Consider the following 25,111-nt stretch of genomic DNA (forward strand, 5'->3'; position numbering starts at 1 on the left):
CTGGGAAGCCGCGGGCGCCGCCGCATTGGCGGGCGTCGCGGGGCTGCCAGCGGCAGCCGGGGCATTCTGCGCGGACGAAGGTGAAGCAGCGGGGGTCGAAGCCGGTGGCTGGGCCGGCGCATCGCGCCGCATCACATTGCCAGACTGCTTGCCAACGGAAGACCCGCCAGCCAGACGGCGCGCCTCGGCCTCGGTCGAACCCAGCACCAGCACCAGTCCCAATGCCGCAGAGAGGACAAGGGCCCCGCCTTGCTTCAGCCCATACAACCCGCGCTTCATGCACCCACCCCCAAACAAAACGAACGTGAACTACGAATGTCGAAACGTATCAGGTCTTGATTCCAACATGCAAGGCGACCACACCACCCGTCAGGTTATGGAAGTCCACATGACCGAATCCGGCTTTGTGCATCAAGGCCTTCAGTTCCTCCTGACCCGGGTGCATGCGGATGGACTCGGCCAGATACCGGTAGCTGTCCGCGTCGCCCGCGACGAACTTGCCCAGCAGCGGCAGCACCTTGAACGAGTACCAGTCGTAGGCCCGCTCCAGGGGAGGCGCGACCTTGGAAAACTCCAGCACCAGCAAGCGGCCACCGGGCTTGAGCACCCGGCGCATCTCGGCCAGGGCGATGTCCTTGTGGGTCATGTTGCGCAGACCGAAGGCCACGCTGACGAGGTCGAAATGCCCGTCGGGGAAAGGCAACTTTTCCGCGTCACAGACCACCGTGGGCAATACCACGCCCGCGTCCAGCAGGCGGTCGCGACCCACGCGCAGCATGGCTTGGTTGATGTCGGTGTGCACCACTTGCCCGGTCTTACCCACCTCGCGCGCGAAGGCCAGCGCGAGGTCCCCGGTCCCCCCCGCGATGTCCAGCACCCGCTGGCCTTCCTTGAGGTTGGCCACCATGACGGTGTAACGCTTCCAGAGCCGGTGCAAGCCACCGGACATCAGGTCGTTCATCACGTCGTACTTGGAAGCGACGGAGTCGAACACGCCACGCACGCGCCGTGCTTTTTCGGTCTCATCGACCGTTTCGAAACCAAAGTGGGTCTGACTCATGAATGGCCCTGTCTCAATGGTGATGGCCGCAGGCATGCCCGCCATGGCCGTGGCCCGCGCTGCTGGGCATCGGCGCGTCGCGGTTCAGGCCCGCGGCCTGCAACTTGGCCTCGTACTCGGCCCACAGACGCGCCTCTTGCGAGCCCAGCAAATACAGATAGTCCCAGGTGTAGAGGCCGCTGCTGTGGCCATCGCTGAAAGCCGGCTGCACGGCGTAGTTGCCCACCGGGTCCAGCCCCACCAGTTCCACCTCGCGCTTGCCGGTCTGCAGGACTTCCTGGCCCGGACCATGCCCTTGCACCTCGGCCGAGGGGGAATAGACGCGCATCAGCTCGAAGGGGATGCGAAAAATCTTGCCGTCGGTGAATGCCACTTCGAGCACGCGCGATTTGCCGTGCACCGTCATGTTCAGCGGCTTGGGCGAGCCCGCTTTCAAACCAGCCATTTGTGGGTCTCCTCCAAATGTGCGCGCGTCAGACCAACACGCGCTCGATGCCGCCAGCATTGGCTGCGGCGACGTACTTCGGCATCCAATCCTCGCCCAGGATCTTGCGTGCCATCTCGACCACGATGTAGTCGGCTTCCAGCAGGCCGTTGTCCAGGTCGTTGCCGTAGCGGTTCAGGCCTTGCAGGCAGCTCGGGCAGCTGGTCAGAATCTTCAGGTCGTCCTTGCCGCCCACCAAGCCCGTCTCGCGCAGCGCGGCCTCGCCTTTCTTCAGCTCTTCTTCCTTGCGGAAGCGCACCTGGGTCGAAATGTCAGGCCGGGTCACGCCGAAGGTGCCGCTTTCGCCGCAGCAACGCTCGCTCTTGACCACGTTCGCGCCCACCAGCGCCTTCACGGTCTTCATGGGCTCCTGCAGCTTGAGCGGCGTGTGGCAGGGGTCGTGGTACAGATAGGCGCCATCGCCCTCGAGCTTCAGGCCTTTTTCGAGCAGGAACTCGTGGATGTCGATGATGCGGCAGCCGGGGAAGATGTCCTCGAACTTGTAGCCCTGAAGCTGGTCGTAGCAGGTGCCGCAGCTCACCACCACGGTCTTGATGTCCAGGTAGTTCAGGGTGTTGGCCACGCGGTGGAAGAGCACCCGGTTGTCCGTGATCATCTTCTCCGCCTTGTCGAACTGCCCGCTGCCGCGTTGCGGGTAGCCGCAGCAGAGGTAGCCCGGCGGCAACACGGTCTGCACACCCGCGTGCCAGAGCATGGCCTGGGTGGCCAAGCCCACCTGACTGAACAAGCGTTCCGAGCCGCAGCCCGGGAAATAGAACACGGCCTCGGTCTCCGCCGTCGTGCGCGCCGCGTCGCGGATGATGGGCACGTAGTTCTTGTCTTCGATGTCCAGCAGCGCGCGCGCGGTCTTCTTGGGCAGGCCACCCGGCAACTTCTTGTTGATGAAGTGGATCACCTGTTCCTTGACTGGCGGCGCGCCCACCGTGGCGGCGGGCTTGGCGGTTTGGGCACGGGTCAGTCGGCGCAACAGGTCGTTGGCGAGGCGCTGGGCCTTGAATCCCACGCCGACCATGGCGCCGCGCATCAGCTTGATGGTGTCCGGATTGGTCGCGTTCAGGAAGAACATGGCCGCCGCGTTGCCGGGGCGGAAACTCTTCTTGCCCATCTTGCGCAACAGGTTGCGCATGTTCATGGTCACGTCGCCGAAGTCGATCTTGACCGGACAGGGCGACTCGCACTTGTGGCAGACCGTGCAGTGGTCGGCCACGTCCTCGAACTCCTGCCAGTGCTTGATGCTGACGCCGCGGCGGGTCTGCTCCTCGTAGAGGAAGGCCTCGACCAACAACGAGGTGGCGAGGATCTTGTTGCGCGGCGAATAGAGCAGGTTGGCGCGCGGCACATGGGTCGCGCAGACCGGCTTGCACTTGCCGCAGCGCAGGCAGTCCTTGATGCTGTCGCTGATGGCGCCGATGTCGCTCTGCTGCATGATCAGCGATTCATGCCCCATCAGGCCAAAGCTGGGCGTGTAGGCCTGACTCAGATCGGCGGCGTGCATGTCCTCGTCGTCCTGCGCGACTGGCAGATGCCGCAGCAGCTTGCCTTTGTTGAAACGGCCCTGCGGATCGACCCGGGCCTTGTAGTCGGCAAAGGGCTGCAGTTCGTCGTCGGTTAGGAACTCGAGCTTGGTGATGCCGATGCCGTGCTCACCCGAGATGACGCCGTCGAGCGAACGCGCCAGCTTCATGATGCGGGCCACCGCCTCGTGGGCGGTCTGCAGCATCTCGTAGTCGTCGCTGTTGACGGGAATGTTGGTGTGCACATTGCCGTCGCCGGCGTGCATGTGCAGCGCCACCCAGACCCGGCCTTTGAGCACGCGCTTGTGGATGGCATTGCATTCATCCAGCAGGGGCTGGAAAGCCCCGCCGGTGAAGACAGCCTGCAGAGGCTGGCGGATCTGGGTCTTCCAGCTGGCGCGCAGCTCATGGTTCTGCAACTGGGGGAACAGCACGTCGACGCGCTGGAGCCAGTCCTGCCATTGCGCTCGCACCGCGCGCACCAAGGTCAAGGCCTGACTCGCGCGCTCGGGCAAGAGCTCCGCCGCCGACACCTCGCTGCCATCGTCCGCCGCCTGCTTGCCGGCCTTGAGCAAGGTCGCCAGGTCGGGGCGCTGAAAGAAGGCGTCCAACTCGTCAGCCAGCTTGAGCTTGTTGCGCAGGCTCAGCTCGATGTTGATGCGCTCGATGCCGTCGGTGTACTCGGCCATGCGCGGCAGCGGGATCACCACGTCTTCGTTGATCTTGAAGGCGTTGGTGTGCTTGCTGATCGCCGCGGTGCGCTTGCGGTCGGCCCAGAACTTCTTGCGGGCCTCGGGGCTGATGGCGGTGAAGCCCTCGCCGCTGCGGGAGTTCGCCATGCGCACGACCTCGCTGGCGGCGCGCGCCACCTGGTCCGGGTCGTCGCCCACGATGTCGCCAATCAGCACCATCTTGGGCAGGCCGCCGCGCTTGCTCTTGGTGGCGTAGCCCACGGCCTTCAGGTAGCGGTCATCCAGATGCTCCAGACCGGCGAGCAAGGTGCCGCTGCGCTTTTGCTCGGCGAACATGAAGTCCTTGATCTCCACGATGCTGGGCACCGCGTCCTTGGCGTGGCCGAAGAATTCCAGGCAGACCGTGCGGGTGTGCTCGGGCATGCGATGCACCACCCAGCGCGCGCTGGTGATCAGGCCGTCGCAGCCTTCCTTCTGCACGCCGGGCAGACCACTGAGGAACTTGTCCGTCACATCCTTGCCCAGGCCTTCCTTGCGGAAACGCGGGCCTGGGATGTCCAGCCGCTCGGTGCGGCGCAGCTTCTTGCCCGAGGCGTCGAAGTACTTCAGCTCGAAGCTGGCGACGTCGGCGTCATGGATCTTGCCAAGGTTGTGGCGGATGCGCGTCACCTCCAGCCACTCGGCGTCGGGCGTGACCATGCGCCAGCTCGCCAGGTTGTCGAGCGCCGTGCCCCAGAGCACGGCTTTCTTGCCACCCGCGTTCATGGCGATGTTGCCGCCCACGCACGAGGCCTCGGCACTGGTCGGGTCCACGGCAAAGACGAAGCCCGCGCGCTCGGCCGCGTCGGCCACGCGCTGGGTGACGACGCCGGCCTCGGTCCAGACCGTCGGGACCGGCTTGTCCAGCCCCGGCAGCAAGACCATTTCGACCTCGGTCATGGCCTCCAGCTTCTCGGTATTGATGACCGCGCTTTTCCAGGTCAGCGGGATGGCGCCCCCGGTATACCCGGTGCCGCCGCCGCGCGGCACGATGGTCAGGCCCAGCTCAATACAGCCGCGCACCAGGCCGGCCATCTCTTCCTCGCTGTCGGGGGTGAGCACAACAAAGGGATACTCCACGCGCCAGTCGGTGGCGTCGGTCACGTGCGAAACGCGCGACAGGCCGTCGAACTTGACGTTGTCGCGGGCCGTCAGGCGGCACAGCACGCGCTGGGCCTTGCGGCGCAGGCTCTCGACCTCGCGGAAATTCTGATCAAAGGCTTCCACCGCGGCGCGCGCGGCATTCAGCAGCTCGCCGACAAGAGCATCCCGTTTGGCGTCGAAGGCGGGCGCGGTTGCGTCTTGGGTGGCTGTGGCGGGCACGGGCCGGCGGCGCTTTTCCACCTCGCCCAGTCGATGGTGCAAGGCTTCGACCAACTGAGCACGCCGCTTGGCGTTGTCCAGCAAGTCATCCTGCAAATAAGGATTGCGCTGCACCACCCAGATGTCACCCAGCACCTCGTACAGCATGCGGGCGGAGCGGCCCGTGCGGCGTTCCTCACGCAACTGGTTCAACACCTCCCAGGCCCGCTCGCCGAGCAGTCGCTGGACGATCTCGCGGTCGGAGTAGGAGGTGTAGTTGTACGGAATTTCGCGGATGCGCTCGTGATCGTGCGCGCGGACGGCGTCCGCTACGGCGTTTGGCAAGGTCGGTGCGTTCATGGAAACCTGAAATTTCAGCCCGAAGTTTGCCTGGGAGCAGGTACCAACACGTAAGGCCAACACCGGCTGAAACTGGATGTTACCCCAGCGCCCCGCAGCGGGCCTGTGGCTGGGCCGAACGACCCTGGGCGCGTCCATCCTATGGAAATCCCGGAGCGCGAGGGTGCCGTCATCCGGGCTTAATCCGTTTGTCACAATTGCGTTCTACGCTGCGCGACTTACGCAACCCTTCCTAGGATTGATCCCACATGAAAACAAACTCGTTTGCCCACACCTTGGCCCGCCGCCCGCTCAGCACGCTGGCGCTGACGGTCGTCTCCGCGCTCTCGGCCCTGAGCTTCGCTCCTGCGGCCAAGGCCCAGACCGAAATCCAGTGGTGGCACTCGATGACGGCCGTGAACAACGAATGGGTCAATGACCTGGCCAAGCAGTTCAACGAAAGCCAGAAAGAGTACAAGATCACGCCGGTCTTCAAGGGCACGTATGACGAATCCATGACCGCCGCCATCGCCGCCTTCCGCGCTGGCAACGCCCCGCACATCCTGCAGGTGTTCGAAGTGGGCACCGCGACCATGATGGCCAGCAAGGGCGCCGTGGTGCCCGTGGGCAAGGTGATGGCCGACGCGGGCTTCAAGTTCGACCCCAGCGCCTACGTGCCCGCCGTCGCCGGGTACTACACGGCCCCCAATGGCCAGATGCTGAGCTTCCCCTTCAACAGCTCGACGACCATCTTTTATTACAACAAGGACGCCTTCAAGGCCGCCGGCCTGAACCCGGACAAGGCCCCGACCACCTGGCCCGAAGTCGTGGCCGCGGCCACCAAGCTCAAGGACAGCGGCCACAAGTGCGCGTTCACGCCCGCATGGCAGGGCTGGACCCAGCTCGAGAGCTTCTCGGCTTGGCACAACGTGGAATTCGCGACCGAGCAGAACGGCCTTGGCGGCCTGGACGCGCGCATGAAGATCAACTCGCCGCTGCACGTGCGGCACATCGAAACCCTGGCCAAGATGGCCAAGGACGGCAGCATGGCCTACAAGGGCCGCGGCAACAAGGCCGAAGCCAGCTTCGTGTCGGGTGAGTGCGCGATGATCACCACGTCCTCGGGCTTCTACGGCAATGTCTCCAAGAATGCCAAGTTCGCCTACGGCCTAAGCACCCTGCCCTACTACCCGGATGTCCAGGGCGCACCGCAAAACACCGTGATTGGCGGCGCCAGCCTGTGGGTGATGAGCGGCAAGAAGGCCGAGGAATACAAGGGTGTGGCCACCTTCTTCAACTTCATCTCCACGCCTGAAGTGCAGTCCGCAAGCCACAAGCGCACCGGCTACCTGCCCGTCACCACCGCCGCCTACAAGCTGACCGAGGCCTCGGGCTTCTACAAGCAAAACCCGGGCACCGACGTGGCCGTGACGCAGATGATCCGCAAGGTGACCGACAAGAGCCGTGGCATCCGTCTGGGCAACTATGTGCAAATCCGCACCATCGAGGACGAAGAACTCGAGCAGGTCTGGGCTGGCACGAAGTCCGCCAAGGATGCGCTGGACAGCATCGTGAGCCGCGGCAACGAACTGCTGGAGCGCTTCGAGAAGGCGAACAAGTAAACCTCGCCCTCCATCCACGATCACCGCCATCCCGCCTTGGGATGGCGGTTTTTCTTTACAGGTCCTCCCCACCATGACGGCTCTGGTCTGGCTGCGCAACGATCTGCGCCTGCACGACAACCCGGCCCTGCACGCCGCCGCCGAGTTGCGGCAAGGTGTGATCGCGGTCTATGTGCATTGCGACGCCTATGTCACGCGCTTCCCCATCGCGCCGTCGCGGCTGGATTTCGCGCGCCGCCACCTGCACCTGCTGACGACGGAACTGGCACGCCATCACATTGCACTGCAGGTGTTGCGCGTGGCGCAGGTGAGCGAGATCGCGCCGGCCCTGGCCCGTCTGGCGCGGGACCACGGCATCAGCCATTGCTTCTTCAACGCCGAGTACCCGCTCGATGAGCTGAACCGCGACCAGCAGGTCAACCAGTTGCTGCGCGCGCAAGGCGTGACGGTGAAGCGCTGCCACGACCGGGTGGTCATCCCCCCGGGCAAGGTGCGCAACGAGGCGGGCACCCCCTACAAGGTCTTCACGCCCTACAAACGCAAATGGCTGCAGTTGGCCAGCCTGCTGCCCCTGCGCCCCGTGGAGGCCCCCGCGCACCAGGCGGCACTACCCTGTCCATCCGCCAGCGCGCAGGACATTGACCACTTGTTCGAGGGCCAGGAACTGCGCGACCTGAGCACGCCCTGGCCGGCCGGCGAAGCCGTGGCGCGGGCACGGCTACAACGCTTCGTGGCGCAAGACCTCGACCACTACCAGACCCAACGCGACCTGCCGGCCGTGGCCGGAACCTCCGGCTTGTCGCCCTACCTGGCCATCGGCGCGCTGTCGCCACGGCAAGCCCTCGCGGCGGTGCTGTCTCGCACCGGCGGAGATTGGAACGCCAACGCGGGCGTGAGCACATGGATCAGCGAACTGATCTGGCGTGAGTTCTACCAGCACCTGGTGGTGGACTATCCCCAGGTCTGCATGCACCGCGCCATGCAGGTCCACACCGAGGCTTTCCCCTGGCGCCAGGCTCCCGAGGATTTCGCGCTCTGGCGCCAGGGCCGCACCGGCATCCCCATCATCGATGCCGCCATGCGCCAGTTGAACGCCACCGGCTGGATGCACAACCGCCTGCGCATGCTGGTGGCCATGTTCCTCACCAAAAACCTGCAGATCGACTGGCGCTGGGGCGAGCGTTATTTCATGGAGCAACTGATCGACGGGGACTTCGCGGCCAACAACGGCGGCTGGCAATGGAGCGCGTCCACGGGCACCGATGCCGCACCTTATTTCCGTATCTTCAACCCCATCACCCAGTCGCAGCGCTTTGACCCGCGCGGCCAGTTCATCCGCCTGTGGGTTCCTGAGCTGGCGGGCTTGAGCGACAAGGCGATCCATGCGCCCCACCTCGCGCCCTCCGGGCCGCCCCCCGGCTACCCGGCGCCCATGGTGGACCTGGGCGCCAGCCGCAAGGCCACCATCGCCCTGTTCGCCAGCCTGGGGCAGGCCCCGGCAGGCGGGTCGGACGCCGCGGACGACATCCCAGCGGCCCCCGGGACAGGCGCAGGGCCTGGCCCTCACCATCCCGGTTAGACTCCTGCCCCTATTCCCGCCGCCCACCGCGGCGGCTACACAGATCCACGCATGGAAAAACGCGTCCTCTTCCGCTCCCGCTGGTTGCCCTGGGCCCTGCTGCTGCCGCAGTTGCTCATCATCAGCGTGTTCTTCTTCTGGCCCGCGGCCCAGGCCTTGTTGCAATCCTTCCAGCAACAGGACACCTTCGGCATCTCCACCGAATGGGTCGGACTCGAAAACTTCGAACGCCTGTTCGGCGACCCAGGCTACCTGGCCTCGTTCAAGACCACGGCCTACTTCTCGGTGCTGGTGGCGGTGATTGGCTTGTCCCTGGCGCTGCTGATGGCCGTCTTCGCCGACCGGATCACGCGCGGCGTGATGGTCTACCGCACCTTGCTCATCATGCCTTACGCGGTCGCGCCAGCGGTGGCGGCGGTGATGTGGGTCTTCATGTTCTCGCCCTCGATCGGGCCCGTGGCCTGGGCGCTGGAGCGGATGGGCATCCCCTGGAACCACCTGCTCAAGGGCGAGCATGCCATGGCGCTGATCGTGGCCGCGGCGATCTGGAAGCAGTTTTCCTACAACTTCCTCTTCTTCGTGGCCGGGCTGCAAAGCATTCCGAAATCGCTGATCGAAGCCGCCGCCATCGACGGCGCCGGCCCCTGGCGGCGTTTCTGGACCATCCAGTTCCCGCTGCTGTCGCCGACCACCTTCTTCCTGCTGGTGATGAACGTGGTCTACGCCTTCTTCGACACCTTCGCCATCGTCGACGCCGCCACCAGCGGCGGCCCGGGCAAGGAAACCTCCATCCTGGTCTACAAGGTCTACTACGACGGCTTCAAGGCCATGGACCTGGGCAGCTCCGCCGCGCAGTCGGTGGTGCTCATGGGCATCGTGATCGCGCTCACGGTGATCCAGTTCCGTTATGTCGAGCGCAAGGTGAACTATTGATATGGTTGAACGCCGTCTCACCCTGGGCATCCTGGCGCACGTGGTGCTGTGCCTGGGCGTCATCCTGATCGTCTTCCCGGTCTACCTGGCCTTCGTGGCCTCGACTCACACCTCGCAAGAGATCGTGCAGGCGCCCATGCCCATCCTGCCCGGCGACAACATCTGGGCCAGCTACAAGGGCGCCCTGCTGGGCGAAGGCGCCGGCGGCGGCTCGCAGGCGGCGGTCGGCCGCATGATGTGGGTCAGCTTGGTCAGCGCCCTGATCATCACCATCGGCAAGATCGCGATCTCGCTGCTGTCGGCCTTCGCCATCGTGTACTTCCGCTTCCCGTTCAAGATGGCCTGCTTCTGGGCCATCTTCATCACGCTGATGTTGCCGGTGGAAGTGCGCATCGGTCCGACCTACCAGGTGGTGGCCGACCTGAACATGCTCAACGGTTACGCGGGGCTCACGGTGCCGCTCATCGCCTCGGCCACCGCCACCTTCCTGTTCCGGCAGTTTTTCCTGACCGTGCCCGATGAACTGGTGGAAGCCGCGCGCATGGACGGCGCGGGGCCCATGCGATTCTTCAAAGACGTGCTGGTGCCGCTGTCGGCCACCAGCATCGCGGCCCTGTTCGTGATCCAGTTCATCTACGGCTGGAACCAGTACCTCTGGCCGCTGCTGGTCACAACCAAGGAAGACATGTACCCAGTGGTCATCGGCATCAAGCGCATGCTCGCGGGCGGCGACGCGGCCAATGACTGGAATGTGGTCATGGCCACGGCCATCCTGGCCATGCTGCCGCCGGTGCTGGTGGTCATATTGATGCAGAAATGGTTCGTCAAGGGCCTTGTGGATACGGAGAAATGAACATGGCGGCCATCTCGCTGCGCAACCTCGTCAAACGCTACCCTTCCACCGTGAAGGGCCAGAAAGGCAATCAAGTCATCCACGGCGTCAATGCCGAGATCGCCGATGGTGAATTCATCGTGATCGTGGGTCCCTCGGGCTGCGGCAAGTCCACGCTGCTGCGCATGGTCGCGGGCCTGGAGGAAATCTCCGACGGCACGATCTCCATCGGTGATCGCGTGGTCAACAACCTGGAGCCCGCCGAACGCGACATCGCCATGGTGTTCCAGAACTACGCGCTCTACCCGCACATGAGCGTGTTCGACAACATGGCCTACGGCCTGAAGATCGCCAAGGTGCCCAAGGACGAGATCAAGGTCCGCGTGGACAAGGCCGCGGCCATCCTCGAACTGGGCCATCTGCTGGACCGCAAGCCGCGCCAGCTTTCGGGTGGCCAGCGCCAGCGCGTGGCCATGGGCCGCGCCATCGTACGCCAGCCCCAGGTCTTCCTGTTCGACGAGCCGCTGTCCAACCTGGACGCCAAGCTGCGCGCCCAGACCCGCCTGGAAATCCAGAAACTGCACCGCGAACTCGGCATCACCAGCCTCTTCGTCACGCACGATCAGGTCGAGGCCATGACGCTGGCCCAGCGCATGATCGTGATGAACGCGGGCGTGATGGAACAGTTCGGCACGCCGCAGGAGGTCTACCACCGCCCGGCCTCGACCTTCGTCGCCAGCTTCATCGGCTCGCCGCCGATGAACCTGCTGAAGCACGCACCGGGTGTGAAGCCCGGCGCCATCCTGGGCGTCCGCCCCGAGCATCTGCGCATTGCCAGCAGCGGTGAAGGTTGGTCGGCAAGGTTGGAAACCCAGGAACTGCTCGGCGCGGAACGCCTGCTCTACACCCGCGTGGGTGAGGAGCAGGTCATCGTGCGCGTCGACGAAAGCCAGGTCACCCCCACGCCGTACACCAACGGCGCCAACGTGCACCTGACTTTCGCATCGGAACACGTCCACCAGTTCGACGCGGCCAGCGGCAAGCGCCTGTAATCGACTTCGAACTCACCCTCGACAACACCCATGTCCGCCTCCTCTGGCAACACCCCAGCCTGGCCCTACCCCCGTTGGATCGCCCACCGCGGCGCCGGCAAGCTGGCGCCTGAGAACACCCTGGCCGCCTTCCGGCTGGGCGCTTCGCATGGCTACCGCATGTTCGAATGCGACGTGAAGCTCTCGGCCGATGGCGTGCCCTTCCTGATGCACGACGCGACCCTGGAGCGCACGACCGACGGACCGGTCAAGCTGCGCGCCAACGCGGACGGTCAACCCGGCGACAGCGTCAGCATGGTGGGGGGCGAACACCCCTGGAGCGCGCTGTCGCGTTTGGATGCCGGCCGCTGGCACAGTCCGGCCTACGCGGGCGAACCGCTGCCCAGCTTCGAAGCCATCGCCAGCTACTGCTTGACCAACCAGTTCTTCCTGAACATCGAGATCAAACCCACGCCGGACACCGAGGAAGAAACCGGCCGGGTCGTGGCCGAGCACGCCGCGCGCCTGTGGCAGGGCCAGCCTGTGCCGCCGTTCCTGACGTCCTTCCGCCCCGAGGCCTTGGCCGCCGCCAAGGCTGCGCGACCCGAGCTGCCGCGCGGCCTGCTGATCGACACGCTGTGGGACGGTTGGCTCGCCACCGCCCAGGCCCTGGGCTGCGTGGCCGTGGTCTGCAACCACAAGCTGGCCGACGCGGCCTACATGGCCCAGTTGCGGCAAGCCGGCCTGCGCGCCCTGTGCTACACGGTCAACGACGAAGCCAATGTGCAACGCCTGCTCGCCCTGGGTGTGGACGGCATCATCACGGACCGGGTCGATCTGTTCAAGCCGATTTGAACGTCTGCGGGCACGAACGCTAACGCACGCGGACTGAGCGGCTCGCGCCGGGCGCGCAGCAACGGCGCGATCAGGGTGCCTCGACCGGCAAGGCCGCCACCCGTTCCAGCAACAGCTCGCGTTCGCGGGCGTTAGAGGTCAGGGCCACGGCCCGCATCAGCTCGGCACGCGCCTCGGCATACCGGCCCAGCTTCATCAGCAGATCGGCGCGCACGCTGGGCAGCCACTGGTAATTGCGCAGCGCAGGCGCGTCCCGCAAGGCATCCACGATGTCCAAGCCCGCTTGCGGCCCCCAGGCCATGCCCACGGCCACCGCGCGGTTGAGCTCCACGACCGGTGAGGGTCGGATCTGGGCCAGAACGGCGTACAGCTCGGCGATGCGAGCCCAATCGGTGGCCTGCGGGGTGGCCGCGCGGGCATGACAGGCCGCGATCGCCGCTTGCAAGACGTAGGGGCCGGGCACCGCACCTTCCTCGGTCGAACCGCCGTGCAGAGTTTCGGCCCGCGCCAAGGCCGCCAGCCCACGGCGGATCAGCAAGTGATCCCAGCGCGCGCGGTCCTGGTCCTGCAAAAGGATGGGGCGTCCCTCGCGGTCGGTGCGCGCCGCCAGCCGGGATGACTGCAGTTCCAGCAGGGCCACGAGTCCCTGCGCCTCGGGTTCCCGCGGCGCCAGCTCGGCCAGCATGCGCGCCAGCCGCAAAGCCTCCTGGGTCAGCGCGGGCCGCATCCAGTCCTCGCCCGCCGTGGCGGTATAGCCCTCGTTGAACACGAGGTAAATCACCTCCAGCACCGAGGCCAGCCGGGGCGCCAACTCCGCGCCGCGAGGCACTTCATAAGGCACCTGGGCCTCCGCCAGCGTGCGCTTGGCGCGCACGATCCGCTGGGCGATGGTGGGCTCGCTCGCCAGGAAGGCCCGGGCGATTTCGTGGGTGCTCAAGCCCCCCAGCAGCCGCAGCGTGAGCGCAACCCGCGCCTCGGCCGACAGGACCGGGTGGCAGGCGGTGAAGATCAGGCGCAGCAGGTCGTCGCCGATGTCATCCTGCCGCGCTGCGTCCAGAGCGTCCACGAAATCGGGCACGACCAGCGCTTCCTGGGCCTCCAGGTCGGCACCCAGCTGCTGCAGCTTGTCGTCGCGCATCTTGCCGTGGCGCAGGTGGTCGAGTGCACGACGCTTGGCCGTCGTGGTCAGCCAGGCGCCAGGCTTGTCCGGAATGCCCTCGCGCGGCCAATGCTCCAGCGCCGCCACCAGCGCGTCCTGCGCCAGTTCCTCGGCCACCCCGAGGTCGCGCACCATACGCGCGACCACCGCGACGATGCGGGCCGACTCGATGCGCCAGACTGCGGCGATCGCCTGATGGGTGGCCGAATGCATGCGTTCAGTTGGGCGGCGTGTCCATCGCCGCCGGATCCATCCACACGGGCTCCCAAATGTGGCCGTCCGGGTCGCAGAAGGCATGTGCGTACATGAAGCCGTGATCTTCCGCGTCACGCGCGCTGCGGCCACCGTGGGCGAGGGCCTTGCGCACCAGTTCGTCCACTTCGGCCCGGCTGTCGCAGGACAAAGCCACCAGCACCTCGGTGGTCTGACGCGCGTCGGCGATGGTGGTGCCGCGCAGAAAGCTCTGGAAGAAGGGCTTGACCAGCAGCATCACGAAGATGTCCTCGGACACCACCATGCAGGCGCCCTGCTCGTTGGTGAATTGCGGGTTGAAGTCGAAACCCAGGGCACGGAAGAAGGCCTGGGAGCGGGCCATGTCCTCGATGGGCAGGTTGACAAAGATTTTGCGGGTCATGCTGGCTCTCCTCGTGGTTCCTGTCACAGGTCGATCTTGCGGAAGCGCTCGGCCGTGGACTCCGACAGCAGGCCATCAAAGTCTTCCATCTCGAAGAGCTGGCGCACCTCGACATGGCAGGGCACACCCTCGTTGATGGGGTTCGGAAAGCGGCGGGTCCATTCCAGCGCCTCCTCGCGGCTGCGCGTCTGGATCAAGGTGTAGCCTGCGATCAGTTCCTTGCTCTCGGTGAAGGGGCCGTCGACCACGGTCCGCTTGCCGTCGGCGCCATAGTGCACGCGCCAGCCCTTGCTGCTGGGCTGCAGGCCGGAACCATCGAGCAGGACACCCGCCTGGGCCAGCTCCTCGTGATAGGCCGCCATCGCGGCGAACACAGGTTCAGGATTGTCGGGAAAGCGGCCAGCCTCGGTATCGGCGGTGGCCTTGACGATGATCATGAAGCGCATGAGCAGATCCTTTCTTGGCGTTTCATTCCCACGACGAAAGACGTGGAAGGAAATCGACGGGGCGTGCAAAAAATTGCGTGCGAGCGTGCAGGCGTGCAGGGGTTCAGGTGCGCTCGGCCAGCGCCTTCAGACCGGCCAGCCCCGCCTCGAAATCGGTGCCGACCATGCGATCCATGTCGAAAAAGACATGCATGACCTTGGCCATCAAAGGCAGCGGCCCCACGCCCTCCATGGCCCAAGTGACTTCGGTGACGCCGCTGCCCCGCGGCGTCAGGGTGAAAGTGACCCGATTGTGGGCTTCGAAGGGCGACAGCATGTCCAGGGTCATCCCCACGCGTTCGGGGGCCGTGGATTCGACAATCGCGATGCTGCCCCGTCCCACGGTGCGTTCGTCACCTTCGAAATCGAACCCCGCGCCTGGACCGGCCGCCGGTCCGCGATAGCGGGTGATCATGCCTGGATCCTTCTTCATGTAAGGGTTCCAGACATTGAACTGGCGCAAGTCGTTGATCAACGGATGAATCCGCTCGGCACCCGCCTGGATGCGCACACTGCGCTGAACTTGGAAACTGTCAGGTTGGCGCGACGCGTAAAGCAACAAGGCGGCCACGGCGAGCGCGAGCACGGCGGCGATGGCCAGCAAAGATTTGATGATCATGAAGCGACTCCTGGAAACGGGCCGGACATCGGCCCTGATCCCACGACGAAGCAGCGCACCTCAGATCGACACGGGTCACCAAAAAAATGGGCTCTCGCCCACTTTCAAAGAAAACAGGGACCGAATTCGCGCACTTCGACAGTGGCCCACTCGGCCGCTGGACAAGCCCGGGCAATTTCCACCGCCTGCTCACGGGTCGCACAGTCAAGCAAGAAATAGCCGCCCACCATTTCCTTGGCTTCGGCAAAGGGCCCGTCCAGCACCTGGACCGCGCCATTGACGCTGGCACGACCAACGCGGGTGGCCGTGCGCTGTGAAGCCAGAGACTCCGCGCCGCTGAGCAGCCCGTGGGCTTGCAACTCGCGCGCATAACGTTGCATGCGTTCGTATAGCACCCGGCCTTCGGCCTCGCTTCGGGCTTCTCGTTGCCCGACGGGCTCCAGGATCAACAGCATGTAAGGCATGAGGTGCGCCAGTTCAGGTGAAGGAATAATGTTCAGGCTGTGCGCCAGCCACGCAAAAGCACCCATTGCAAGGTGCCCGCGCCCACGACCAACGCCGCATACGAGGCCATTTGACCGTCGTGCCCGAATTGCCAGAAGCACGCCGCCAGCACGGTCAGGCCCATGAGCCACTGGGCCAGCATCTGCCCCCACCAGGGCAACAAGGCCGCGCGCCGCCCCAGCAAGAGGCGCCCCAGCAGCGGCAGCAAAAGCGCCAATACAGCCGCTGGCGCGGCGAAATTGAGCCCATGCCAGAGCAGGAGAGAGGTGGAATCGGAGGGGTTCATGGTGGACGACGGTCAGGTGCTTGCGCAAATTTTATAATTCAGCCCTCTCGCGACTTGCATTTGCATAAGAACTCTTCCATGGCCGTCTGGGCTCTCGGCATCAACCACACGACCGCGCCGCTGGATCTGCGCGGTCGATTTGCTTTTGCGCCCGAGCAACTGCCCCCGACCCTGGACAATCTGCGCGAGGCCCTGCGCACCGCGCCGCAGGGTCGCCTGGCCGAGGCGGCCATCCTGTCCACCTGCAACCGGACCGAGATTTATTGCGCCAGCGAGGCGGCTGACATCGCGCCCACCTTGCAATGGCTGGCGCACAGCGGCGGCATTTCTCCCGAGGAGCTGCGCAGCCACACCTACATGCTGCAAGGGGATGAAGCAGCGCGCCACGCCTTCCGGGTGGCCAGCGGGCTGGATTCCATGGTCCTGGGCGAGGCCCAAATTCTGGGCCAGATGAAGGACGCCGTGCGTGCCGCCGAGGAGGCGGGTGCGTTGGGCCAGACCCTGAATCAGCTGTTCCAGCGCAGCTTCGCCGTGGCCAAGGAAGTGCGCAGTTCCACCGAGATTGGCGCGCACAGCATCAGCATGGCCGCCGCCGCCGTTCGGCTGGCCGGCAATCTGTTCGAGGACCTGCGCCAGATTCGCATCCTGTTCGTCGGCGCCGGCGAGATGATCGAGCTCGCCGCCACCCATTTCGCGGCCAAGAACCCCTTGTCCGTCGCCATCGCCAACCGCACCCTGGAACGCGGTGAAGCCCTGGCCACGCGCTTCGGCGGCGAGGCCATGCGCCTGGCCGACCTGCCAACGCGCCTGCATGAATTCGACGCCGTCATCTCCTGCACCGCCAGTACCCTGCCCTTGATCGGCCTGGGCGCGGTCGAGCGAGCGCTCAAGCAGCGCAAGCACCGCCCCATGTTCATGGTGGATCTGGCCGTGCCGCGTGACATCGAACCCGAAGTGGGCCAGCTGGGCGATGTCTACCTCTACACCGTGGACGATCTCGCCACCGTGGTGCAAGCGGGTCAGGCCCAACGTCAGGCCGCCGTGGCTCAGGCCGAGGCCATCATCGACACCGGTGTGCGCAACTTCATGCACTGGATGGATCAGCGCGATCCGGCCAATGGCGTGGTCTCTCTCATCCAGCAACTCAACACCCAGGCTGAACATTGGCGCGCCGCCGAACTGGCCCGCGCGCGCAAGCTCATGGCCAAGGGCGAAAGCACGGAGGCCGTGCTCGAAGCGCTGGCCCGAGGCCTGACGCAGAAGATGCTTCACGGCGCCCTGGCCGAACTGAACACGGGCGACGGCGCCGCGCGCGAGCGCGCGGCGCAAGCCATTCAGCGCATCTTCCTGCGCAAAGAGCGTTAACCATTGAAAGACTTCCTGCGTCAGCAGCTGGAGCGGTATGCCCAGCGCCTCGATGAACTGAACTTCCTGCTCAGCCGCGAGGACATCATGGGCGACATGAAGCAGTTCCTCGCCCTGTCACGCGAGCACAACGAGGTCACCGCGATCGCCGGGCGCTATGCCCAGTACCGCCAGCGTGAAACGGACCTCTCCAGCGCGCGGGAGATGCTGGCCGAGCCGGACATGACGGACATCGCCCAGGAAGAGATCACCGCGGCCATGGCCGACTTGGTCCGGCTGGAAGACGAATTGCAGCGCCTGCTGCTGCCCAAGGACCCCGACGACGCGCGCAACGCCTTCCTGGAGATCCGCGCCGGCACCGGCGGGGACGAATCGGCCCTGTTCGCGGCCGACCTGCTGCGCATGTACACGCGCTATGCCGATCAGCGCGGCTGGAAGACGGAAATCATGAGCGAGTCGCCGAGCGAGCTGGGCGGCTACAAGGAAGTCGTGCTGCGCATCGACGGCGGCAACGCCGAATCTCCCTCGGGCCTTGGCGTCTATGGTGAACTGCGTTTTGAATCCGGCGGGCACCGCGTGCAGCGCGTGCCCGCCACGGAGACACAAGGACGCATCCACACCAGTGCCTGCACGGTGGCCGTGCTGCCCGAACCCGATGAACAGGAGGCGGTGCAGATCAATCCAGCCGAACTGCGCATCGACACCTTTCGCGCCAGCGGAGCCGGCGGGCAGCACATCAACAAGACCGACTCGGCCGTGCGCATCACGCACCTTCCGACCGGCATCGTCGCCGAATGCCAGGACGATCGCAGTCAGCACCGCAACAAGGCCAAGGCCTTGCAGGTGCTTGCCGCGCGCATCCAGGAAAAAGAGCGTAGCGAGCGCGCCGCCAAGGATGCGGCGACTCGCCGTGGATTGATTGGCAGCGGCGACCGCAGCGACCGCATCCGGACCTACAACTTTCCCCAAGGCCGCCTGACCGACCACCGCATCAACCTGACGCTCTACAAGCTCAGCCAGGTGATGGAAGGCGCGCTGGACGACGTGGTGCAGGCCTTGCGGCATGCGCGCGAAGCCGAGCTACTGGCCGAACTCGAAGTCGCTCAGCACTGAATCAACACCCACGTGCCATGCCTGGGGGCGTACGAACTGGGTACAGACGATTTGCCCCACATTCACGGGTGCTTTACGTCCCAGGGTTCTAATAGGCGTCATGCAGATACAACAAGCCATCAACACCGCTTGTTCCTCCCTGGGTCTGGATCGGCGGGAAGCGCAACTGCTGCTGCTGCACGCCCTGGACAAGCCGCTCATCGACCGCGCCTGGCTGATCGCGCATGACACAGACTCCCTCGCCGGCACGGCCGAACTGCGGTACATCGAACTGGCCCGGCGACGCGCTTCCGGTACACCTCTGCCCTACTTGACGGGCAAGATCGAGTTCCACGGGATGCCGCTGCAGGTCGATGGCCGGGTACTGATCCCGCGGCCCGACACGGAAACTCTGGTCGATTGGGCCCTCGAATGCCTGACCGACATCGGCCAGGCCGAGGACCCGCCCCCCCAGATCATTGATCTGGGCACGGGCAGCGGTGCCGTGGCCTTGGCCATGGCCCGCTTCCTCGCGCAAACCGGGCGAACCGGCGAGGTGCATGCCCTGGACGTCAGCCCCGACGCGCTGGCCTTGGCGCAGGCGAATGCCGAACGCCTGGATTTGCGGGTGCAGTTCATGCTCGGCGCCTGGCTCACTGGCATCTCGGCGCGATATGACCTCATTGTGTCCAACCCCCCCTACATCGCCGAAGGTGATCCACACCTCGCCGCACTGGGACATGAGCCGCGACTGGCCCTGATCTCCGGCCCTGACGGTCTGGACGCCATCCGCATCATCGTTCGACAGGCACCCGACAACCTGCGCCCGGGAGGATGGCTCTTGCTGGAGCATGGTTGGGACCAGGCGCTGGCGGTACGCGAGCTGCTGACACGGGCCGGCTTCGCGGACGTGCAATCACGCCGTGATCTCGCGGGCATCGAGCGGTGCAGTGGCGGCCGCTGGCCAGGCTGAGATCGGACAAAGGCGACTCCAGCCCACCGCGCCCATGCTGGGGCGCACCATGCACGCCGAACTGGACGGCGTGGAGGCGCATCAATTGAGTCTGGTTTTCAATCCGAATGCGATTTCTTAAGACCTTGGTTTTGTGTTTACGCCAGACCGCATGAGAATCGCGCATCCCATTTGCGCATCGGAGGCTTGTCATGCAGGGCAAACAACAAATCATCACCACCCTCAACGAGCTGCTCGCCGGCGAGTTGACTGCGGTGGATCAATACCTTCAGCACGGCGAAATGTATGCCGACATGGGCTTGCACCATCTGGCAACGCAAGCGCTGCATGAATCCGAACACGAGCGCCAGCACGCCCGCGCGCTGATCCAGCGCATCCTCTTCCTGGAAGGCACGCCCGATCTTTCCAAGCGTCATGCGCTGAAAATCGGCTCGAATGTGCCGGAGATGCTCAAGGCCGATCTGGCCGTTGAATACAGCGTGACCGCCGATTTGAAAAAGGCGATCGCCATCGCTGAACAAGCCCAGGATTACGTCACGCGTGAAATGCTGGTTGTCCAGTTGGACGATACCGAGATGGATCACGCCTACTGGCTGGAAAAGCAGATTCGACTCATCGACATGGTCGGTCTGGCCAACTATCAGCAAAGCCAGATGGGTGACGCGAGCAGCGGCACCGCCTCGACATGAAGGAGCTCGCCATGCAAGGCAACAAGAAAATCATCGACGCTCTGAACAAGGTGCTCAAGAACGAGCTCACCGCGATCAACCAGTATTTCCTGCACGCGCGCATGTTTCGCAACTGGGGACTGGAGAAACTCAACGACTACCAATACAAGCAGTCCATTCGAGTGATGAAGGAAGCCGACGAATTGATCGAGCGCATCCTCTTCCTCGAAGGTCTGCCCAACCTGCAAGACTTGGGCAAGCTGCATATCGGCGAAAACCCCGTGGAATGCCTGCAAAGCGATCTGAAGTGTGAAACGGAGATCCAGCGCCCGCAGTTGCTGGCCGCCATCGCGTTGGCCGAACAGTGCGAAGACTACGTGAGCCGCGAGTTGCTCGAAGAATTGCTGGAGCACTGCGAGGAAGCCATCGATTGGCTGGAAACGCAGCAGCGTCTGATCAGCGACGTCACCCTGCCCAACTATCTGCAGACGCAGATGGGCGATTCATCCTCGTAGGCCGCTGATTCAGCGAAGCGCACCAGGCCAGCTTGAGGGCCCCAAAAGCCAGGGCCGCTGATGCGGCCCTTTTTACTGGCAATCTAGAAGCAGGAAGGCGTGGTCGTTAGGCAGCAGCCATCCAGGTCACGGGCTGTTGCGCACCCGGCATCTGCAGGGCTTGGCTCAAATGCGCCAGCTTGTGGCTGGGCCGGCACTGAGACCATAGCGCGCGGGCGCAGTCTTCGCATTTGCCGCATTGCGTGGCCACACCCAGTTCCAGCTGGATGTCGTCGAACTCGGCCCCTGATCGCGCTGCATGGGCAATCGTGTGGTCGGAGACGCGGTGGCAAACACAGACAATCATGGCATCCAGGTCCTAGGGATCTGCACGGGCTGTTGAGGCCCAGATCATAACGCACACAAATGATAATGGTTTGTAATACCACCACAAACCGTGCGTTAAACGGCCCGGGGCGAGCCTTTTTATGGTCTCCGCCCGCTGGCCACCCTGAGGGGACTAGGGGCGGAACTTCCGGCTTAGCACTCAATCGAAGAGAGTGCTAATATCTCCGGAACCGCTCTTGAAAGGAGTGCTGGAATGACCGCCATGACTGCTGTATCCACATCCTCGGCCCCCTCTTCCGCCGCTCTGGCTGTGGCCAACCCCTGGGCCCTCGTGCCTCCGTTGGGGAATCTTGACGCCTACATCACGGCAGTCAACCGCATGCCCATGCTCACTGCGGAGGAAGAGCAGGAGTTCGCGCGCAAATTCCGTGACAACAACGACCTGGAGGCAGCCGGTAAGCTGGTTCTGTCGCATCTGCGCTTGGTGGTTGCCACGGCACGCCAATACATGGGCTATGGCCTGCCGCACGGCGACCTGATCCAAGAAGGCAATGTGGGCCTGATGAAGGCCGTCAAGCGCTTCGATCCAGATCAGGGTGTGCGCCTGGTGAGCTACGCGCTGCACTGGATCAAGGCCGAGATTCACGAGTACATCCTGAAGAACTGGCGCATGGTCAAGGTGGCAACCACCAAGGCCCAGCGCAAGCTGTTCTTTAACCTGCGCTCGAAAAAGCAGGGCTACAAGGCAGCGAGCGCCGCCGACTCCTCCCTGCACGATGGTTTGGACGCGGCAACGCACCGCGAGACCCTCAGCGAACACGAAATCGACCAGATGGCGCGAGAGCTGAACGTCAAGCGCGAGGAAGTCATCGAGATGGAAACCCGTCTGTCCGGTGGCGACGTGATGCTGGACCCCGGTCCGGGCGAGGACGGTGAGGACAGCTTCGGCCCGATTGCCTACCTGACCGACGCAGGCCATGAGCCCACGGCGATGATCGAGGCGCGTCAGCGTGACCGCCTGGCGACCGACGGCATCGCCAAGGCGCTGGACGCCCTGGACCCGCGCAGCCGGCGCATCGTCGAGGAACGCTGGTTGAAGGTCAACGACGACGCATCCGGTGGCATGACGCTGCATGAGCTCGCTGCCGAGTACGGCGTGAGCGCCGAACGAATCCGCCAAATCGAGGTGGCGGCCATGAAGAAGATGAAGACGGCCTTGGCGGAATACGCCTGAGCGCGTGGAGCAACGCTGCGGACTGCACGCGTAGTGCTAGCAGTGCTCGCTCCCTACCCTGTTGAAAAGAAAGGCCCGGGTCTGCGCCCGGGCCTTTTTCATGCGGGTAGGTGGCCGTCGACGTCCGTCATATCGGGCGAGTCCATGGCATTGGAGCGATGCCAGAGTGGGTGTCAGGGACTCCAACCAAGCGATCACCAGCGTCCGCCGACGCCACGACTTGGGTCGTTCTTATTTCAAAAGTTGGCGGATGTCCGCGGTCAAGGATTCCACGCTGCTGCCATAGCGGGCATAGAGACGCAGGCGTCCTTGTGTGTCGTAGAGGTACAGGCCAGCCGAGTGGTCCATGGTGTAGCTGCCCGGCGCCTTGCCATCGACCTTCTTGTAGTAAACCTTGTAATCCTTGGCGAGTGCGGCCAGTTGTTCCGGGCTGCTGGCATACAGCGCGAGAAATGCGGGATCAAAGGCTGCCATGTAGTTCTTCATGATGGCGGGCGTGTCGCGCTCGGGATCCACCGTGACGAACAGCACTTGCAGCTTATCGCCATCGGCCCGGCCACCCGCGCTCAAGGCCTGCTTGACGGCGACCATTTCCGTCATCGTCGTCGGGCAGACATCCGGGCATTGCGTGTAGCCGAAGAACATGGCGACGACCTTGCCTTTGAAATCAGCGAGGGTGCGCGGCTGACCATCGTGGTCGGTCAGTGCAAAACCCTTGGCGTAGTCCGCGCCGGTGATGTCGATGGCGTTGAATTGCGCCTGCTTCCCCTCGGAACACGCCCCAAGGATCAGAACCGCGCCCAGCACACACAGCAGCTTTTTCATGGTGAACCTCACAACAGGTAATGGTCGAGCAGGAGCGCGGCGAAGAGGGCGCTCAGGTGAATGAGAGAGAAGCGGAAGGTCTTGCGCGCCAAGGCATCCGAGTAATCGCGCCAAAGTTTGAAGGCGTGAACGAAAAAGCCAAGACTGAGCACGCAAGCTGCAGCCAGGTACAACCAGGAACTCATCCCAAAGACAAAAGGCATCAGACAAGCCGCGAACAGCACCAGGGTGTAGAGGAGGATCTGCAGGCGCGTGAACTCATTGCCATGGGTCACCGGCAGCATGGGCAAGCCAGACTGGCGGTAGTCCTCCACCCGGTACAGGGCCAGCGCCCAGAAATGCGGGGGGGTCCAGAGAAAGATGATCAGGAAAAGAATCAAGGCCTCGGGTCCAACCTCCCCGGTCATCGCGGCCCAGCCCAATACGGGCGGCATGGCGCCAGAGGCGCCGCCAATCACGATGTTTTGCGGCGTCAGGGGCTTGAGGATCACGGTGTAGACCACCGCATAGCCCACGAAGGTCGCGAAAGTCAGCCACATCGTGAGTGGATTGACCCAGACATACAGCAGCACGGACCCAGCCAGGCACAACAATGCCGAAAACAGCAGAGTCTGCCAGTCGGCGAGTTCGCCCTTGGCCGTTGGTCGCCAAGCCGTGCGTTTCATCTTGGCATCGATGCCTTGTTCCACCAGGCAATTGAAGGCGGCCGCGGCCCCGGCCACCAGCCAAATGCCCATGCAAGCCAAGATCATGAGGCGCAGCTCGTCCCAACTGGGCAGCCCGGGCACGGCCAGCACCATGCCGATCAAGGCGCAAAAGACGATGAGCTGCACAACCCTGGGTTTTGTCAGCGCGTAGAACTGGCGGAAGATGGAGGGCGAAGCCGGCGTCGCCAGGGATGTGTTCATGCAGACTCCTTGGAACGGACGCGTGTGAGGGAAGGCATGGAAGCCGACGCCATGCTCCACACCAGCAGCACCAGCAGGGCTGCGGCGCCACCGGTGTGCAGCAAGGCCGCTGGGAGAGGCCAGCCCAGCACCACGTTGGACAGACCCGTCAAAAACTGCAGCAGCAACAGGCCCGCCAGGGCCTGGCCGGTGCGACGCCAGGCTGGCAAGGCCCAGAGCCGCCAAGCCAGCCAGGTCAGCAGGGCGATCACGGCGTAGGCAGCCAGTCGGTGCGTGTAGTGGATCGCCGTCAAAGCGGCGAAAGTGATGTGCTCGCCCGCCCCGGTCAATCCCAGCGCCCGCCACAGCTCGAAGCCCTGTGCGAAATCCATGTCAGGCCAGAGACCTCCCTGACACAGGGGAAACTCGGTGCATGCCAGAACCGCGTAGTTCGTGCTGACCCACCCCCCGAGCGCGATCTGAACGACCAGCGCGGCCAGCCCGAGAGCGAGCCAGATTCGCAAGTCGCGCGGCATGGCCGCGGCCTTGGCTTGCAGGGCGCCCTCGTCATGCCACTGCGCGTAACGCACTGCCTGCCAGCTCAGCAAGGCCAACAAGAACAAGGCTCCGAGCAAATGCAGGGTCACGATGGCGGGAAAAAGCTTCATCGTGACCGTCAGCGCACCGAAAGCTCCCTGCACGCACACCCAGACCAAGGTCAGGGTGGCCCATCCAGGGTGGAGAGGTCCAGATGCCGCGCCCGGCTCTCCCCCAGGCCCGTGTCCGCGCCGCCCGCGCAGGTACACACGCCATGTCGCCACGGCCAACACCAGGATCAAGACCCCCACACCGGTGGCCAGGTAGCGGTGGATCATCTCGACCCAGGCCTTGCCGTGGGTCACCGGCCCCGTCGGCATGACCTCCTGGGCCGCGCTGATTTGCGCGCGCGCGCCCAGCGGGCTGGCTTCACCGTAGCAACCCGGCCAGTCCGGACACCCCAGACCGGAATCGGACAGGCGCGTGAAGGCACCAAACAAGGTGAGGTCGAAGGTCAGGAAGAGCGTCAGCAGCGTCAGGGCTTGCAAGCGCTGCACAGTGCCGAACGTTCCCGCGCGCCGGTGCCGCCGCCAGATCCAGACCAGCGGCAAGGCGGCGATCAGCAGACCCAGTCCCATCAGTTCAAGCACCGGGGCCCAGTCGTACAAAGCCGTGTGGGCGTAAGCATCATGGTTCAT

25 protein-coding genes and 1 pseudogene are annotated in these 25,111 nt (G+C 64.5%); 12 read left to right on the top strand and 14 right to left on the bottom strand.

What is annotated here, in order from left to right; genetic code table 11:
- The 4 genes and pseudogenes from HGR_RS08330 to HGR_RS08345 form a co-directional block, all read right to left on the bottom strand.
- A pseudogene (locus HGR_RS08330) lies at window positions 1-279 on the bottom strand (hypothetical protein); the annotation flags it as partial.
- A 49-nt stretch (window positions 280-328) separates the two neighbouring features.
- Entirely contained in the window at window positions 329-1,060 is a 732-nt protein-coding gene (gene ubiE, locus HGR_RS08335; protein WP_006297762.1) for a bifunctional demethylmenaquinone methyltransferase/2-methoxy-6-polyprenyl-1,4-benzoquinol methylase UbiE, read from the bottom strand.
- Between the two features lie 13 nt (window positions 1,061-1,073).
- Window positions 1,074-1,505 (bottom strand): gamma-butyrobetaine hydroxylase-like domain-containing protein, encoded by a 432-nt coding sequence (locus HGR_RS08340; RefSeq protein ID WP_006297763.1) that lies wholly within the window; start codon window positions 1,503-1,505, stop codon window positions 1,074-1,076.
- A 28-nt stretch (window positions 1,506-1,533) separates the two neighbouring features.
- Complete coding sequence (locus tag HGR_RS08345; RefSeq protein ID WP_006297764.1) at window positions 1,534-5,472, bottom strand: DUF3683 domain-containing protein; 3,939 nt, start codon at window positions 5,470-5,472, stop codon at window positions 1,534-1,536.
- Between the two features lie 248 nt (window positions 5,473-5,720).
- On the opposite strand from HGR_RS08345, the gene ugpB reads away from it, so the two are divergent.
- The 6 genes from ugpB to ugpQ all read left to right on the top strand — a co-directional run bounded on the left by ugpB (window position 5,721) and on the right by ugpQ (window position 12,303).
- Complete coding sequence (gene ugpB / locus HGR_RS08350; RefSeq protein WP_006297765.1) at window positions 5,721-7,073, top strand: sn-glycerol-3-phosphate ABC transporter substrate-binding protein UgpB; 1,353 nt, start codon at window positions 5,721-5,723, stop codon at window positions 7,071-7,073.
- A 73-nt stretch (window positions 7,074-7,146) separates the two neighbouring features.
- Window positions 7,147-8,652, top strand: coding sequence for a deoxyribodipyrimidine photo-lyase (phrB, locus tag HGR_RS08355; protein WP_006297766.1), 1,506 nt, complete (start codon window positions 7,147-7,149; stop codon window positions 8,650-8,652).
- A 51-nt stretch (window positions 8,653-8,703) separates the two neighbouring features.
- Window positions 8,704-9,585 (top strand): sn-glycerol-3-phosphate ABC transporter permease UgpA, encoded by an 882-nt coding sequence (gene ugpA / locus HGR_RS08360; RefSeq protein ID WP_006297767.1) that lies wholly within the window; start codon window positions 8,704-8,706, stop codon window positions 9,583-9,585.
- Between the two features lies 1 nt (window position 9,586).
- The gene (ugpE, locus tag HGR_RS08365) at window positions 9,587-10,438 is read left to right on the top strand and encodes a sn-glycerol-3-phosphate ABC transporter permease UgpE (RefSeq protein ID WP_006297768.1); all 852 of its coding nucleotides are present in this window, start codon (window positions 9,587-9,589) and stop codon (window positions 10,436-10,438) included.
- A gap of 2 nt (window positions 10,439-10,440) precedes the next feature.
- A complete protein-coding gene (locus HGR_RS08370; RefSeq protein WP_006297769.1) occupies window positions 10,441-11,469 on the top strand; it encodes a sn-glycerol-3-phosphate import ATP-binding protein UgpC in 1,029 nt (342 codons plus the stop codon).
- A 30-nt stretch (window positions 11,470-11,499) separates the two neighbouring features.
- Window positions 11,500-12,303, top strand: coding sequence for a glycerophosphodiester phosphodiesterase (ugpQ, locus tag HGR_RS08375; protein WP_006297770.1), 804 nt, complete (start codon window positions 11,500-11,502; stop codon window positions 12,301-12,303).
- A gap of 70 nt (window positions 12,304-12,373) precedes the next feature.
- Here the strand turns inward: ugpQ and HGR_RS08380 are convergent, their stop codons facing one another.
- The 6 genes from HGR_RS08380 to HGR_RS08405 form a co-directional block, all read right to left on the bottom strand.
- Window positions 12,374-13,675: an RNA polymerase sigma factor gene (locus HGR_RS08380; RefSeq protein WP_006297771.1), complete on the bottom strand. Its 1,302-nt coding sequence runs from the start codon at window positions 13,673-13,675 to the stop codon at window positions 12,374-12,376.
- Window positions 13,676-13,679: 4 nt separating this feature from the next.
- Entirely contained in the window at window positions 13,680-14,096 is a 417-nt protein-coding gene (locus HGR_RS08385) for a VOC family protein (protein WP_006297772.1), read from the bottom strand.
- Between the two features lie 23 nt (window positions 14,097-14,119).
- Window positions 14,120-14,542, bottom strand: a complete 423-nt coding sequence (locus HGR_RS08390; RefSeq protein ID WP_006297773.1) for a YciI family protein — start codon at window positions 14,540-14,542, stop codon at window positions 14,120-14,122.
- Window positions 14,543-14,645: 103 nt separating this feature from the next.
- Entirely contained in the window at window positions 14,646-15,200 is a 555-nt protein-coding gene (locus HGR_RS08395) for an SRPBCC family protein (RefSeq protein WP_006297774.1), read from the bottom strand.
- 104 nt (window positions 15,201-15,304) lie between these two features.
- Window positions 15,305-15,664: a YciI family protein gene (locus tag HGR_RS08400; RefSeq protein ID WP_006297775.1), complete on the bottom strand. Its 360-nt coding sequence runs from the start codon at window positions 15,662-15,664 to the stop codon at window positions 15,305-15,307.
- Window positions 15,665-15,696: 32 nt separating this feature from the next.
- Complete coding sequence (locus HGR_RS08405) at window positions 15,697-15,990, bottom strand: hypothetical protein (protein ID WP_006297776.1); 294 nt, start codon at window positions 15,988-15,990, stop codon at window positions 15,697-15,699.
- 78 nt (window positions 15,991-16,068) lie between these two features.
- On the opposite strand from HGR_RS08405, the gene hemA reads away from it, so the two are divergent.
- The 5 genes from hemA (at window position 16,069) to bfr (HGR_RS08430) (ending at window position 20,603) form a co-directional block, all read left to right on the top strand.
- A complete protein-coding gene (gene hemA / locus HGR_RS08410) occupies window positions 16,069-17,355 on the top strand; it encodes a glutamyl-tRNA reductase (RefSeq protein ID WP_006297777.1) in 1,287 nt (428 codons plus the stop codon).
- 3 nt (window positions 17,356-17,358) lie between these two features.
- Window positions 17,359-18,468: a peptide chain release factor 1 gene (gene prfA / locus HGR_RS08415; RefSeq protein ID WP_006297778.1), complete on the top strand. Its 1,110-nt coding sequence runs from the start codon at window positions 17,359-17,361 to the stop codon at window positions 18,466-18,468.
- Between the two features lie 100 nt (window positions 18,469-18,568).
- Entirely contained in the window at window positions 18,569-19,420 is an 852-nt protein-coding gene (gene prmC, locus HGR_RS08420) for a peptide chain release factor N(5)-glutamine methyltransferase (RefSeq protein WP_006297779.1), read from the top strand.
- Between the two features lie 191 nt (window positions 19,421-19,611).
- On the top strand, window positions 19,612-20,109 hold the full coding sequence (bfr, locus tag HGR_RS08425) for a bacterioferritin (RefSeq protein ID WP_006297780.1): 498 nt from the start codon (window positions 19,612-19,614) through the stop codon (window positions 20,107-20,109).
- 11 nt (window positions 20,110-20,120) lie between these two features.
- Complete coding sequence (bfr, locus tag HGR_RS08430; RefSeq protein ID WP_039853015.1) at window positions 20,121-20,603, top strand: bacterioferritin; 483 nt, start codon at window positions 20,121-20,123, stop codon at window positions 20,601-20,603.
- Between the two features lie 106 nt (window positions 20,604-20,709).
- Here bfr (HGR_RS08430) and HGR_RS08435 read toward each other — a convergent pair whose 3' ends face one another.
- Entirely contained in the window at window positions 20,710-20,949 is a 240-nt protein-coding gene (locus tag HGR_RS08435; protein WP_006297782.1) for a (2Fe-2S)-binding protein, read from the bottom strand.
- A 234-nt stretch (window positions 20,950-21,183) separates the two neighbouring features.
- On the opposite strand from HGR_RS08435, the gene rpoH reads away from it, so the two are divergent.
- Complete coding sequence (rpoH, locus tag HGR_RS08440) at window positions 21,184-22,164, top strand: RNA polymerase sigma factor RpoH (RefSeq protein ID WP_006297783.1); 981 nt, start codon at window positions 21,184-21,186, stop codon at window positions 22,162-22,164.
- Between the two features lie 231 nt (window positions 22,165-22,395).
- Here the strand turns inward: rpoH and HGR_RS08445 are convergent, their stop codons facing one another.
- The 3 genes from HGR_RS08445 to HGR_RS08455 are packed head-to-tail and all read right to left on the bottom strand — an operon-like array spanning window position 22,396 to window position 25,111.
- A complete protein-coding gene (locus HGR_RS08445) occupies window positions 22,396-22,989 on the bottom strand; it encodes an SCO family protein (protein WP_006297784.1) in 594 nt (197 codons plus the stop codon).
- A gap of 8 nt (window positions 22,990-22,997) precedes the next feature.
- Window positions 22,998-23,897 carry a heme o synthase gene (cyoE, locus tag HGR_RS08450; protein ID WP_006297785.1) on the bottom strand — a complete coding sequence of 300 codons (900 nt, stop codon included), beginning with the start codon at window positions 23,895-23,897 and terminating at the stop codon, window positions 22,998-23,000.
- Complete coding sequence (locus tag HGR_RS08455; protein ID WP_006297787.1) at window positions 23,894-25,111, bottom strand: COX15/CtaA family protein; 1,218 nt, start codon at window positions 25,109-25,111, stop codon at window positions 23,894-23,896. Before HGR_RS08455 ends, cyoE begins: the two co-directional genes overlap by 4 nt.

The sequence above is a fragment of the Hylemonella gracilis ATCC 19624 genome, assembly GCF_000211835.1.
In the GTDB taxonomy this organism is placed as follows: Bacteria; Pseudomonadota; Gammaproteobacteria; order Burkholderiales; family Burkholderiaceae_C; genus Hylemonella; species Hylemonella gracilis.

Coding starts and splice junctions, on each gene's coding strand:
- HGR_RS08445 (WP_006297784.1), bottom strand. CDS start 22,989: ATGAAAAAGCTGCTGTGTGTGCTGGGCGCGGTTCTGATCCTTGGGGCG.
- ubiE (WP_006297762.1), bottom strand. CDS start 1,060: ATGAGTCAGACCCACTTTGGTTTCGAAACGGTCGATGAGACCGAAAAA.
- HGR_RS08405 (WP_006297776.1), bottom strand. CDS start 15,990: ATGAACCCCTCCGATTCCACCTCTCTCCTGCTCTGGCATGGGCTCAAT.
- HGR_RS08370 (WP_006297769.1), top strand. CDS start 10,441: ATGGCGGCCATCTCGCTGCGCAACCTCGTCAAACGCTACCCTTCCACC.
- cyoE (WP_006297785.1), bottom strand. CDS start 23,897: ATGAACACATCCCTGGCGACGCCGGCTTCGCCCTCCATCTTCCGCCAG.
- bfr (WP_039853015.1), top strand. CDS start 20,121: ATGCAAGGCAACAAGAAAATCATCGACGCTCTGAACAAGGTGCTCAAG.
- phrB (WP_006297766.1), top strand. CDS start 7,147: ATGACGGCTCTGGTCTGGCTGCGCAACGATCTGCGCCTGCACGACAAC.
- HGR_RS08390 (WP_006297773.1), bottom strand. CDS start 14,542: ATGCGCTTCATGATCATCGTCAAGGCCACCGCCGATACCGAGGCTGGC.
- HGR_RS08435 (WP_006297782.1), bottom strand. CDS start 20,949: ATGATTGTCTGTGTTTGCCACCGCGTCTCCGACCACACGATTGCCCAT.
- ugpB (WP_006297765.1), top strand. CDS start 5,721: ATGAAAACAAACTCGTTTGCCCACACCTTGGCCCGCCGCCCGCTCAGC.
- prmC (WP_006297779.1), top strand. CDS start 18,569: ATGCAGATACAACAAGCCATCAACACCGCTTGTTCCTCCCTGGGTCTG.
- HGR_RS08455 (WP_006297787.1), bottom strand. CDS start 25,111: ATGAACCATGATGCTTACGCCCACACGGCTTTGTACGACTGGGCCCCG.
- bfr (WP_006297780.1), top strand. CDS start 19,612: ATGCAGGGCAAACAACAAATCATCACCACCCTCAACGAGCTGCTCGCC.
- hemA (WP_006297777.1), top strand. CDS start 16,069: ATGGCCGTCTGGGCTCTCGGCATCAACCACACGACCGCGCCGCTGGAT.
- ugpA (WP_006297767.1), top strand. CDS start 8,704: ATGGAAAAACGCGTCCTCTTCCGCTCCCGCTGGTTGCCCTGGGCCCTG.
- HGR_RS08395 (WP_006297774.1), bottom strand. CDS start 15,200: ATGATCATCAAATCTTTGCTGGCCATCGCCGCCGTGCTCGCGCTCGCC.
- HGR_RS08400 (WP_006297775.1), bottom strand. CDS start 15,664: ATGCCTTACATGCTGTTGATCCTGGAGCCCGTCGGGCAACGAGAAGCC.
- HGR_RS08345 (WP_006297764.1), bottom strand. CDS start 5,472: ATGAACGCACCGACCTTGCCAAACGCCGTAGCGGACGCCGTCCGCGCG.
- HGR_RS08385 (WP_006297772.1), bottom strand. CDS start 14,096: ATGACCCGCAAAATCTTTGTCAACCTGCCCATCGAGGACATGGCCCGC.
- ugpE (WP_006297768.1), top strand. CDS start 9,587: ATGGTTGAACGCCGTCTCACCCTGGGCATCCTGGCGCACGTGGTGCTG.
- rpoH (WP_006297783.1), top strand. CDS start 21,184: ATGACCGCCATGACTGCTGTATCCACATCCTCGGCCCCCTCTTCCGCC.
- HGR_RS08340 (WP_006297763.1), bottom strand. CDS start 1,505: ATGGCTGGTTTGAAAGCGGGCTCGCCCAAGCCGCTGAACATGACGGTG.
- ugpQ (WP_006297770.1), top strand. CDS start 11,500: ATGTCCGCCTCCTCTGGCAACACCCCAGCCTGGCCCTACCCCCGTTGG.
- HGR_RS08380 (WP_006297771.1), bottom strand. CDS start 13,675: ATGCATTCGGCCACCCATCAGGCGATCGCCGCAGTCTGGCGCATCGAG.